The organism is Deltaproteobacteria bacterium, from assembly GCA_016709225.1.
In the GTDB taxonomy this organism is placed as follows: domain Bacteria; phylum Myxococcota_A; class Polyangia; order Nannocystales; family Nannocystaceae; genus Xiheibacterium; species Xiheibacterium phototrophicum.
This window is the reverse complement of the sequence record JADJEE010000012.1, coordinates 3,485,496-3,497,154: the sequence shown is the minus strand read 5'-3', so window position 1 is coordinate 3,497,154 and position 11,659 is coordinate 3,485,496. Positions and strand designations below refer to the sequence as shown.

At 71.5% G+C, this 11,659-nt stretch carries 8 protein-coding genes; 5 read left to right on the top strand and 3 right to left on the bottom strand.

All coding sequences use genetic code 11. The features are described from left to right. The first annotated feature begins 72 nt into the window (after positions 1–72). Complete coding sequence (locus IPH07_39475; GenBank protein MBK6923536.1) at positions 73–657, top strand: TerB family tellurite resistance protein; 585 nt, start codon at positions 73–75, stop codon at positions 655–657. Between the two features lie 57 nt (positions 658–714). Next, a complete protein-coding gene (gene ftsW, locus IPH07_39470) occupies positions 715–1,992 on the top strand; it encodes a putative lipid II flippase FtsW (protein ID MBK6923535.1) in 1,278 nt (425 codons plus the stop codon). Positions 1,993–2,020: 28 nt separating this feature from the next. Here the strand turns inward: ftsW and IPH07_39465 are convergent, their stop codons facing one another. From IPH07_39465 to IPH07_39455, 3 genes are all read right to left on the bottom strand, one after another. Further along, complete coding sequence (locus IPH07_39465; protein MBK6923534.1) at positions 2,021–3,814, bottom strand: hypothetical protein; 1,794 nt, start codon at positions 3,812–3,814, stop codon at positions 2,021–2,023. Next, positions 3,783–5,714: a hypothetical protein gene (locus tag IPH07_39460; GenBank protein ID MBK6923533.1), complete on the bottom strand. Its 1,932-nt coding sequence runs from the start codon at positions 5,712–5,714 to the stop codon at positions 3,783–3,785. The genes IPH07_39465 and IPH07_39460 overlap by 32 nt, the downstream gene beginning before the upstream one ends. A 270-nt stretch (positions 5,715–5,984) precedes the next feature. Beyond that, positions 5,985–6,467, bottom strand: coding sequence for a peroxiredoxin (locus tag IPH07_39455; protein MBK6923532.1), 483 nt, complete (start codon positions 6,465–6,467; stop codon positions 5,985–5,987). A gap of 373 nt (positions 6,468–6,840) precedes the next feature. Here IPH07_39455 and IPH07_39450 point away from each other — a divergent pair, with 373 nt between their 5' ends. From IPH07_39450 to IPH07_39440, 3 genes are read left to right on the top strand one after another with little or no spacing between them, the layout of a single operon-like run. Beyond that, positions 6,841–7,767 (top strand): hypothetical protein, encoded by a 927-nt coding sequence (locus IPH07_39450; protein ID MBK6923531.1) that lies wholly within the window; start codon positions 6,841–6,843, stop codon positions 7,765–7,767. 58 nt (positions 7,768–7,825) lie between these two features. Next, the gene (locus tag IPH07_39445) at positions 7,826–9,859 is read left to right on the top strand and encodes a serine/threonine protein kinase (protein MBK6923530.1); all 2,034 of its coding nucleotides are present in this window, start codon (positions 7,826–7,828) and stop codon (positions 9,857–9,859) included. Next, positions 9,856–11,631: a serine/threonine protein kinase gene (locus IPH07_39440; GenBank protein ID MBK6923529.1), complete on the top strand. Its 1,776-nt coding sequence runs from the start codon at positions 9,856–9,858 to the stop codon at positions 11,629–11,631. Before IPH07_39445 ends, IPH07_39440 begins: the two co-directional genes overlap by 4 nt. The last annotated feature ends 28 nt before the right edge of the window (positions 11,632–11,659 follow it).

The following is an 11,659-nucleotide window of genomic DNA, read 5'->3' as shown; positions in this document are numbered from 1 at the left end:
GCGCGTCCCCGACCCCGACGCAGAGCATACCGCAGTCGCGAAACGGCGGCGGGTTGCAGTAGCATGTCGGTGATGCCGATCGAGCCCAGCGACGAAGAAGAGAAGTACTTCCACGAGGTGGAGATCGAGGCCCGACGTAGGCTGCGCGAGCACCTCGAGGACAACGCCCGCAAGCTCGAGGAGGCCGCCAAGGTCGCCGAGCACCTCGCCACCGACGACCACGGCCTCGCCGAAGAAATCCGCGCGCTCGGTTTCGCGGGCGACAACGCGAAGATCTTCGACCTGCTGCCGCTGGTCCACGTCGCCTGGGCCGATGGCAAGATCCAGCGCAGCGAGCGGGCCGCGATCCTGAAGCTGCTCGAGCAGCGCAACCTCGCGCGCGACTCGCAGCCGTTCCAGACCATGGAGGCCCTGCTCGAAGAGCGTCCGACCGACGCGTTCATGCGCGAGTCGCTGTCGCTGCTGCAGCGCGTGGTCGCCAAGCAGGGCGGGCGCGCCGACGAGATCGTCGAGCTGTGCATGCACGTGGCCGCGGCCAGCGGCGGCCTGCTCGGGCTCGGCAGCCGCATCGACGAGGCCGAGCGCAAGCGCATCCGCGAGATCGCCGAGCAGCTCGGACCCGCCGCGAACACCGCGGTGACCTCCCAGCTCGAGTAGCCCGCGCCCCACCCAACGGGGCGAGCACGCCGATTTCTGGCGTCCGGCACGGCGGTCATGCCACAGCTGACCGCCGTGCACGTGAGCGCGGCGCTGACGAGTGAGGGCCCGGAGGTCGACCCCCGCGAGGTCGAGGCGCCGCTGCGCCGCCCGATGGACCCGTGGCTATTCGCGGCGGTCTTCGCCCTCTCGGCGCTGGGCCTGGTGATGGTCTACAGCGCCAGCACGTGGCTGGGCTTCCACCAGCACCACGACTGGGGCTACTTCCTGTGGCGGCAGGCGGCGTTCCTCGGCGTCGGCTTCGTGCTGATGCTGGCGGTGAGCCGTCTCGACTATCGCTTGCTGCGACGCTTCGCGCCGCACCTGATGTTCATCGCGATGGCGATGCTGGTGGCGGTGCTCTTCGTCGGGCAGGAGATCAACGGCGCGCGTCGTTGGGTGCGCTTCGGCTCATTCGGCCTGCAGCCCTCCGAGCTGGCCAAGATCACCCTCGCGGTGTTCCTCGCGTCGATGCTCGCGCGTCAGGGCGAGCGCGTCCGCAAGTTCCGCACCGGCTTCCTGCCGGTGACCATGGTCGCGGCCATCACGATGGTGCTGGTGCTGCTCGAGAAGGACCTCGGCACCACGCTGCTGATGGGCGCGCTGACGTTGGTGATGTTGTTCGTCGCCGGCACGCGTGCCAGCTACGTGGTCGCGGCCGTGATGCTCGCGGCGCCGATGATCTGGTACCAGATCCTCGGTGTCGACTACCGCCGCGGTCGCCTCGAAGAGTTCCTCGCGGGCGACAGCTACCAGGTGCAGCAGGGCTTGATCGCGATCGGCTCGGGCGGCACGTGGGGCCTCGGGCTCGGCAACGGCAAGCAGAAGCTGGGCTTCCTGCCCGAGAACCACACCGACTTCGTGCTCGCGACCGTCGGCGAAGAGCTCGGCTTCGTCGGCATCGCGGCGGTGATGATCCTCCTCGGCGTCGTGGTGTGGCGCGGCATCGCGATCGCGCGCGTCGCCGAGGATCGCTTCGGCACCTACCTCGCAGCGGGACTCTCGGCGCTGTTCGGCCTGCAGGCGCTGGTCAACATGGGCGTCGTGCTCGAGGTCATCCCCGCCAAGGGCATCACGCTGCCCTTCCTCAGCTACGGTGGCTCGTCGATGCTCGCCGGCATGGGCGCGATCGGCATCCTGCTCTCGATCTCCCGCAGTCCCGACGCGTGGCGCTGGAGCGACCAACGCAGCCGCAACCGCGTCAAGCCGCTGCGGCCCGGCAAGCGCGAGCCCGAGGGCCCGCGCAAGCGCAACGTTCGTCGCGCTGCGCCGCAGGTCGGCGACGCGGTGGCGTGATCGCGGGCCGCTCGCCCGAGGATCGCGATCACTTCGGCGGGACGGCCTGCTCGGCGGGCGCGCGCGTCTTCCTCAACGCGCTCAGCAGCGTGAGCGCGGCCACCAGCTGCGCGACGACCTGCGTCCCTTGTTCGTCGAGGCCGGCACGGACGCGGTAGGCCGCGACGCGCTGCGAGCGGGGATACGCGCTCGCGAGCGCGCCGTAGGCCGTCGCCGGATCCGCCGTGTGCGCCGCAACGGCGCGTCGTGCAGCCCGCGCGGCGCGGCCCTCCGCGGTGCTGTCATCACCGAACGATCGCCACGCGGTTCGGATGATCGAACCTTCGCCGTGCGGCGTGGTCCACATCGATAGCGACGACAACGACGACGCCACGTGAAAGCCCGCTTCGATCTGCTCGGCGTCCAGCGCTGGCCCAGGCGCGGTCGACGACAACATGTCGCGCATCGCCGCTTGCACCCGTGGCGACTGCAGCGCATCCAGCTCCACGTGTGCAGCGAGCGAGGTCGTCCCGTCCCGCAGCGCCGCCGCCAGCTCGGGCGGTAGCGCAGCGAGGAACGCCGCCGAAGGCCCCGCGGGATCGGGAAGGAGCGCGCCCACGGCCGAATCCTCGGATCCCAAGGTCGACACGAGCACGCGATCGGTGACCCAGACGATCACCTCGGGTGCCAGCCCGAGCGCGACGAACGGTGCGAGCACGCGCCCTGGTTCGAAGTGGAAGCGCAGGATCGGTTGCGGCGCCGCGGCGCCCACGTCGATGGCCTCGATGCTCGCGCGCATCGTCGTGCCGTCACCGAGCTTCGGCGCGCGGTTGGCCTCCAGCGACAGCACCGGGAGCAGCTGCTCGAAGGTGCTGCGATCCGAGATGCCCCAGAACGACGCGACGCCGCCCGCCGAACCCGCGGCCGCCAGCGAGAATTCACCGGTGAACGCGCGGGCGAGATCGGGCGCGAAGGCGGGCCGCGGGGTCGTCCTGCTCGCGGCGATCGACGCCGGGTCCAGGCGCGCCCACACGAAGCTCGCGCCTGGCTGGAGTGCTGCGAGGGTCCACGCCGGCTCGCCGCTGCGCACCACGAAGGTGCGATCGAACGTGTGGCTCGCGATGTCGAGCTGCAGCACACCGGATGCAATCGCGGCGGCGACGGTGCTGCGTGGCCCGTCGCCCGCGACGCTGACCAACACGTTCGCGCGGTCGATCGTGGCGCCATCGAGATCGGCCTCGAGCCAAGCCCGCAGCCCCTTCGCATCTCGACCCGGCGTGTAGCTCGCGAGCACTTCGGCCTGTGCCGCGCAGGCGACCATGCCGGTCCCCGCGATCACCTTGCACCGCACGCGCCGCGTGAGGTCGGCGTTGGGCGCGATCTTCCACAGCGCAGTGGGCACCGCCTCGACATCGTCGGCGCCGACGATCGCCACGACCCCATCGACACCGCCGAGGGCCAAGCCGCGCTCGAGATGCACCCCCGACTCGACGAGCGCGTCCCGTAGCTGCCCGATCCCTGGCAGCTCGTCGCCGAAACCCGGCGCGACCTGCTCGACCCCCTCGCCCCCCTCGCCCCACCAGTCGCCCAGCACCGTCGCGAGGCCGTCGAGAAGCGTTCGCGGATCGCGGACGATCAGCAACCCCCCGCTGCCGTGGGGTACCAAGTCGAGCAGACGATCGAGGTCGCCGGTGGGGTCGGGCGCGATCGTCGGTGCGTGCGACCGCACCGGCGACTTGCAGGCGGACAGCGTGAGGCTGCCGCCGAGGATCACGGACACGAGAGCGCGCGGTGCAGTGCGCATGCCCGCACTACTTCGGCGCCGCGGCCTTCGACCTTGCAATGTACTGCTGGAACGCCGGCACCGCGATCGCGGTGAGCATGCCGACCATCGCCGCTCCGGTGGTCGTGCCACCCTCGGTCATGCCGGCGCGGGCGCGGTAGCTCGCGATGCGACTCGAGTCGGGGTACGCGGTGACGAGCGCGCCGTAGGCGGTCGCGTGGTCCTTGCGGCCCGCATCGACGTCGAGCCGCGCGGCCTGGGCAGCGCGACCTTCGTCGCTGGCCGGGTCGCCGAAGGAGCGCATCGCGAAGTGCATGACCATGCCGTCGTCGGCGGCGGTGTTCCACATCGAGAACGACGACAGCGGCGAGGCCGAACGCAGCGCGATGCCGGCGGCCTCCGAGCTCGGCATCGGGCCTGCCGCCGGCACGCCCGCCAGCGAAGCGGCGAGCTGCTCGCGAAGCTTGGGTCCGTGCAGGCCGTCGAGCTCGACGTGCATCACCATCGACGCGGTGCTGTCCTTCAACGCCTTCGAGAGCTCGCTCGGCAGCTCGGCGAGCAACGCCTCGGAGGGACCCGAGAGCTCGGCACGGGCAATGTCGGGCACGATGCCGACGCCGGTGCCGAACGAGACCGCCGCGTACTGCGAGGTCACGAACGACACGACCTCCGGCACCAGGCCCGCGTCCTTGATCTTCGCCAGCTCGGTGCCCGGCGTGACGATCGCGCGCAGCACCTGCTGCTTGCTGCCGCCGCCGTCGTCGATGTCCTCGATCTTGAGCGCGACCGTGCTGCCATCGGGCAGCGGCGGGATCTTGTCGGCGGCGAGGCCCGCCATCGGGATGAGCCCGGCGATCGGGGTCTTGTCGGTGATGCCGACCAGCAGCGACACGCCGCCCAGCTTGCCGGGGCTCGCGACCAGGAACTCACCGCTCAGGGCCTTCACCATGTTGGCGACCATCGCGGGCGCGCTCGCGGCCTGCTTGGCGAGCGCCGCGGCGTCGAGGCGCGTCCACATGAAGCTCGAGCCGGGGGACAGCAGCGCCAACGTGTTGGCGGGGCCCGGTGCATCGACCGCTGCGAACTCCTTGCCTTGCGGCAGCCGCAGATCGAACTGCACGACACCCGGCGCGGTGAGCACGGAGAACGCCAGCGGCCCGTCCTTGCTCGGCACCAGCGCGACGACGTTGCCGTGCGCGACGTCGGCGGTGTCGAGGTGCGCCTCGATCGAGGCGCGGGCGCCCTTGGCGTCCTTGCCCGGGGCATAGGCGGCCAGCGCTTCGGCGTTGCTCGAGCACGCGACCATGCCGGCGACGTCGAGGGTCTTGCACTTCGTGTCCTCCTCGTCGGGCTTGGTGCTGAGCGCACGCAGCATCTTCGGCACCGCCTCGGCATCGTCGGCCGCGAGCACGGCGATGGTCGGCTTGTCGTCCTCGCCGTCGCCACCGATGATCACGAGCCCGCGATCGAGATGCACACCGGCCGTGCCGAACGCGGTCTGGACCAGCTCGTACTCGGTCAGCACGCGGCGCATCCCGGCATCACCGTCGGGCTTGGCGGGATCCTTCGTGGCATCGAGCACGCGGGTCCACATGTCCTTCTGCTCGGCGATGAGCCAGCCGAAGCCATCGATGAACTCGCCGGGGTCGCGCACGACCGCGAAGTACTTCGCGCCCGCCGGCACCAGCTCGAGCAGCGCGTCGAGCTCGGCGGTATAGCTGGGCTCGGGCGTCTGCGTGCGGGGCACGGCTGCGACCGGCGTGGCATCGACACCGGTTGGCGTGGGCTTCGCGTCGGCCTTCGCGTCGCCGGCGGCGAGCTTGGTGTCGGCCTTCGCGTCACCCTTCGCATCGGTCTTGGCGTCGGTCTTGGCCTCGCCGCCGGCCGCCGGTGTGTCCTGCTTGCAGGCGGGTCCGAGGCAGAGCGCGAGGATCGTGGACAGGGCGGTGACGCGTCGCATGGGGCGGCGCAACCTACCACGGGCCCGGCGTTCTCAATCCCGGGCCCGCACCGGACACAGGCGGGACCCATGTTCTCGCGGCCCCACCGCCCGTGGGCGCCGGCGGCTAGTACCTCGACACAGCGATTGTGATGGGTCAGAACGCCGTCATGGCCGCGACTCCGCAAGGCGCCGTGCCGCCGGAATACCGGGCGTATTTCAAGGTGCGGCAACGCAGCGAGGCGCGGTCAGGGCGGTGTCATGGCCCGTCACAATCGCTGCGTCGAGGTACTAGACCCGGCGCATGCAGGCTTCGGCGCCGGTGACCTCGATGCCCTTGCCGGGCTCGACCTCGATCGAGGTGACGACGCCGTCGTCGAGCACCGCCGAGAAGCGGCGGCATCGCTCGCCCATCTTCGGTCCGGTGAGGTCGACCTGCAGGCCCATCGCGCGGGTGAGCTCGCCGTTGCCGTCGGCGAGCATGTCGATCTTGCCCTCGGTGCCGAGGTTGTCGGCCCACGCCCGCATGACCCAGTGGTCGGAGATCGCCATGCAGACGATGCCGGCCACGCCCTTGGCGGTGAGCTCGGCATGCTTGGCGAGGTAGCTCGGCACGTGCTCGGCGTGGCAGGTCGGCGTGAACGGACCCGGCAGACCGAAGAGAATCATCTTCTTGCCCGCGAACTCCTTGGCGGTGTCGAGCTCGACGGTGGTGCCATCCGCGAGGATGCGCTTGAAGGTGACGGAGGGGATGCGCTGACCAACGGCGATCATGGAAACCTCGTGTGGGACCGCCCGTCGCGAGCGGCCGCGCGGACCCTAGCAGATGTACCGAGATCTGCCGTCACGTCACCCGTGGCGTGACTCACCGGCGTCGGTGATTTGCTGTCAGATACCGGCGTGCGAGCACGAATTCCGAGGACTCGGGGCGACGCGGGCGGACCCATGTCGACCGCGGGGCCCGGTCGGACGGTGGCCATATGGCCAGTTCAACTGCCGACGCGGTCGGACGGCCACCTGCGGTGCGATCCGCGGGCTGGACTTTCGCGCGCGGTTGCGGTGCGATCGGTTCCTCAGCACCCGCACCGCTCGCAATCAGGAATTGCAACGGTGCACCGCCTCCGGTCGACCAGGGCCGCCGCTCCCCATGCATTGCACGCACCCCGTCGTCGTTCGCCCTCGACCTGCGTTCGTCAGCCGCCGGCTGACGTGGATCCTCACCGCCGGCGCGCTCGCGATCGCGCCGGTGGGACCCGCTTCGGCCAGCGCCCCCACGCGGGTCGCCGCCGGGGCCCGCAGCGCGACCGCGCCGGAGCCCACCAAGCAGATGAGCATGAAGGTCGAGGTCTCGCTCGGCGGCGCGCAGGACGACAACTTCGTGCAGCAGATCGAATCGAAGGTGACCGCAGGCGCGGCCGCCCACGGCATCGCCATCGAGCCCGACGCCGGGCCGCAGTTCTTGGTCGCGATCTCGTGGGCCAACGCGGGGCGCTCCGACATCGAGCTGCGCTACTTCGCGGTGTCGAAGGGGGGCAACTCCGAGAAGCTGCGGGGCACGGTGTGCAAGACCTGCGGCTCGAGCGAGGCGCTCGAGCGGCTCGCAGTCGATCTCGAGGCGCTGTGGCCCGCGCTCGGCAAGGCCGCAGAGCCGATCCCCGCCGAGCCCGCACCCGCCGACGAACCCACGCCGCCGCCGGTCGTGACCGCACCGGCGACGACCAGCCCTGACGCCACCCGCAACCCCGAGCCCAGCGCCGACACCGACGCCCCACGCGGTGGTGTCTCGGGCATGGGCATCGCGGGCGCGGCCCTGGGCACGCTGGGGCTGGGGGTCGGCACCTGCGGCGTGGTGTTCGTATCGCTGCGCTACGGGCATCCCGCCTCCGACCTCGGCCGCGTCTTCGACTACAACCCCGCCGGCTTCGCGATGATCGGCGTCGGGGCAGCGTTGCTCGGTACCGGCGTCGCGTTGCTCGCCGTCGATCTCAAGCGCGCCAAGCGGTCGCGCAAGCTCGCGGCCGCACCGAGCATGCTGCCGCGGGGCGCCGGACTCACGCTGGCCGGGCGCTTCTGATGCCTGCGCCTGCCTGAACGCGGGCGCTCACCAACTCTCTCCAGACGCACGCGCGACGATGCTGCAGTTCGGCAAATACCAGCTCATCCAGCCGCTCGGCAAGGGCGGCATGGCGCAGGTGTGGCTCGCCCACAAGCCCGGCATCGCCGGCGCGCTCAAGGTCTGCGCGATCAAGTTCCCGCGCGACATGTTCACCGACGAGCCCGCGCAACGCGACGCGCTGCTGCGCGAGGCGAGGGTCGCGATGATGCTGAACCACAGCAACATCGTGCAGGTCAACGACATCGGGCTGGTCGGCGAGCTGCCGTACCTCGAGCTCGAGCGCATCGATGGCGTCGACCTCGCAGCGCTGACCGAGCAGATGCGGATGTTCGCGATGCCGTGGTCGTTCTCGCTGGCCGCGTACATCCTGCAGGAAATCCTCGAGGCGCTGGCCTACGCGCACACCTTCAGCATCGACGGCAGGCCGCAGGGCATCGTGCACCGCGACGTCAGCCCCCACAACGTGCTCGCGAGCACGGCCGGCGAGGTGAAGCTGATGGACTTCGGCATCGCGGCCGCCCACAGCGAGCACTCGTCGGGCATGCACGCGCGCGGCAAGCTGCGCTACATGGCGCCCGAACACCTGCTCACGCGCGCGGTGCCACAGTCGGACCTGTTTGCGGCGGGCGCGATCTTCTGGGAGCTGCTCGAGGGCCACAAGTTCCGCGAGGGCCGTTCACAGGCCGATCTGCGCGTCACGGTGATCAACCACACGGTGCCGCGGCTGACCCGACCCGACGTGCCGCTCGAGCTGGCGCGCCTGTGCTACGCGCTGCTCGAGCCCGATCTCGGCAAGCGCGTGGCCTCGGCCGACGAGGCGCTCAAGCTGCTGCGCTTGTGGCCCGGCAGCACCAGCGAGCGCGCGGGCCTGCGGGCCCTGCTCGCGCGCCATCACATCAACCGGCGCTCGGGCATGACCCAGGCCGACGTCGCGGTGCCACCGTGGCTGAGCGCAGCGCTGGTCGAGCTCAACCGCGAGGCCGGCATCACGATCCGAGCCGAGGCCGCCGCAGCCGCCGGACGCGGCTCGTCGCCCGACGAGGGCTGGGGCACGCCGACGCCGATGGCTCGCACGCCCTCGGGCATGAACGACGCCCGCACGCCGGGCATGCACGAGGCCGGCGCGCCCGAGCCGATCGCGTCGTCGTCGAGCGACGCGACCGCGGGCATGCGCGCCGCGGCCGATGCTCCGGTGGCCCCGCGCAACGATCGGACCTCGCGCTACGGCGACGACCGCAGCGCCCGCGCATCGGGCCTCGATGGTCGCTCGATGAGCGTGCGCGACGAGGTGACCGCGACCGCGACCGGACTCACCGGCGGCGGCACCAAGGCGCGCCCGTTCGTGCTGTGGGCGATGGCGTTCTTGGCGACGATCGCCGGCGTGGCCGCGCTGGTGAGCTGGCTGGTCGCCACGCTTCGCGAGCGCAACGTGGCGAACCCGGCTGACGATGCGGCCGTGACCGATCAGGCGGCGATCGTCGCCGACGCCAGCAAGCCCGCCGAGACCGCGCCCACGCCCACGCCCACGCCCACGCCCACGCCCACGCCCACGACGAGTCCCGCGCCGTCGGCGGCCGCGGTCGAGGCCACGCCCACCGCACCGAGCGTCGCCTCGGATGCAGGCACGGCGGGCGCGGACGATGGCGCGGCGGCGCCCACCCACGTGGGCACGACGTCCGCGACAGCCCCCGAGACGCCAGTGTCACAGCCCACGCCCTCGGAGCCCACCGCGGCCACACCGACGCCGAGCGTCACGACCCCGAGGAAGACCCCCACCACGCCCAAGAAAGAGAAGGCCGAGGTGAAGGTCAGCGTGCGCCTGATGTTCGTCGATCGTGCGCAGCTCAAGATCGGCAAGCAGACCGTGACGGTGGCGCCCAGTGCCGAGCTGCGCATCGCCGCCGGCAAGCACGCCGTCAGCTGGCGGCTCTCGGACGACGCGAGCTGGCAGTCGGCGGGCAATCACGTCTTCGGCGAAGGGCTTTCCCACGTGGTGCGCATCGGCAAAGATGGCCCGAGCTTCGCAGCCTCGAGCGAGGCGAGCCCATGAGCGGCGACGAGACCACCAGCGCGAACCTCGGCCTCGGCGGGGGCGTCGAGGGCGAGTTCCTGCGCGGCCAGCAGATCGTCGATGGTCGCTTCACCGTCGAGGCCCTGCGCGGTCGAGGCGGGATGGCCACGGTCTACCTGGTCTACGACCACACGCGGCAGCGCGAGGTGGCGCTCAAGATCATCGGCGAGAAGTACGTCGGCAAGCCCGCCGCCGAGCAACGCCTGCGCAACGAGGGCGCCTTCGCCCAGCGTCTGGGCGAGCACCCCAACGTCGCGCGCCCGCTCGAGTGCGATCGACTGCCCGACGGCCGTCTGTACCTGCTGACCGAGTTCGTGCGCGGCCCCTCGCTCGCCGATCTCCTCGCGATGGAGCGCGTGCTGCCGCTCCCGCGCGCGTGCCGTGTGGCACGCGACATCGCCGACGCGTTGGTGGCGATCCACGCCGCGGGTCTGGTGCACCGCGACGTGAAGCCCGACAACATCCTCGTGGCGCCCCACGGCGAGGGCGGTCGCGGCGCAGAGATCGCGAAGCTGATCGACTTCGGTCTCGCCGGCGAGATCGAGCCCACGGGCGACCGCCTCACGCAGCTGCACGAGCGTCCGGGGACGCGGCTGTACATGGCGCCCGAGCAGCTGGTCGGCGCCCCGACCTCGCCATCGTTCGACATCTACGCCCTGGGCATCACGCTCTACGAGGCGCTGTGTGGCTTCGCGCCCAACGAGGCCCGCTCGGCCGAAGAGATGATGCGGCGCAAGCTGCAGGGCGAGCCCAGCATCGCGCAGTTCCGACCCGACTTGCCGGCATCGTTGGTCGACCTGGTCGACACCTGCATCCGCCCGGACCCGCGCAACCGCATCGCCGACGCCCGGAGCCTGCGCGCGGGCCTCGATGCGGTGCTCGACGAGCTCGAGCAGGAGCGCATGGGCGCGCCGCGGGTGATCGTCGCCAGCGGTCTGAACCCGATCGCCGGTGACGCCCATGCCGTCACCGAGGCCGCCCGCCATGCGCAGGATCAGGAGCCCACGCGGCCACGCATGCGCGCCGCCAAGCCGTTGCCGTCGCATCGCTCGACGCAGTCGGGCTTGAATCGAGCGCCGATCGTCATCGCCGCCGCGGTCGCGGTGATGGTCGCGGTGGGCCTCGCGTGGTGGCTGTTGCGACCGCCGGGGTCCCCACAGGTCGCGGTCGATCACGCGACGATCGGCACCGGCACCGATCCCGCCGAGGTGCTGCTGGGCGACGATGGCTCGACGCCGAGCGCCGCGCCGGCGCCCACGGCCCCAGCACCCGCGCCGGAGATCGCCGTGGCCGCGCCGCTGCCCGCCGTGGCCACCCCCGCGCCCACGCCCTCGACCCCGACCGCGCCGACCCCGAGCACCGACGGCGGCGCGATGCCGGCGACCGGCCCCGATGAGGGCCCGGGCCCGAGCGACGACGGTGGCCCCGCACCGACCCCGAGCGAGCCGACCCCCAAGCACCCGAGCGCGCCCACCGTCGATCCCGAGTCCGACGCGTGCCGAGCCGCGCGCGAGCAGGCCGAGCGCGCCTACGAAGGCGAGAGCTGGTCCGAGGTGCTCTCGCACACCAAGCAGCGCGCGTGCTTCACCGACCGCAACCGTCGCACGTTGCTGCGTGTGACGGCGTTGTCCGAGCTCGAGCGCTGGGCCGAGTGTCTGCGCGAGGGCGAGAAGAAGTCCGATCCCAAGACCGAGCGCCTCGTGCGGCTGTGCCGCGAACACGCGTGGCGCGGACAGGAAGAGAACCCATGAAGCTCGTCCCTTCGCGCGGCCGATCGTC

What these genes read in the sequence shown, in the direction of transcription:
- IPH07_39475 (MBK6923536.1), top strand. Translation starts at nt 73, where the DNA reads ATGCCGATCGAGCCCAGCGACGAAGAAGAGAAGTACTTCCACGAGGTG.
- ftsW (MBK6923535.1), top strand. Translation starts at nt 715, where the DNA reads ATGCCACAGCTGACCGCCGTGCACGTGAGCGCGGCGCTGACGAGTGAG.
- IPH07_39460 (MBK6923533.1), bottom strand. Translation starts at nt 5,714, where the DNA reads ATGCGACGCGTCACCGCCCTGTCCACGATCCTCGCGCTCTGCCTCGGA.
- IPH07_39455 (MBK6923532.1), bottom strand. Translation starts at nt 6,467, where the DNA reads ATGATCGCCGTTGGTCAGCGCATCCCCTCCGTCACCTTCAAGCGCATC.
- IPH07_39450 (MBK6923531.1), top strand. Translation starts at nt 6,841, where the DNA reads ATGCATTGCACGCACCCCGTCGTCGTTCGCCCTCGACCTGCGTTCGTC.
- IPH07_39445 (MBK6923530.1), top strand. Translation starts at nt 7,826, where the DNA reads ATGCTGCAGTTCGGCAAATACCAGCTCATCCAGCCGCTCGGCAAGGGC.
- IPH07_39440 (MBK6923529.1), top strand. Translation starts at nt 9,856, where the DNA reads ATGAGCGGCGACGAGACCACCAGCGCGAACCTCGGCCTCGGCGGGGGC.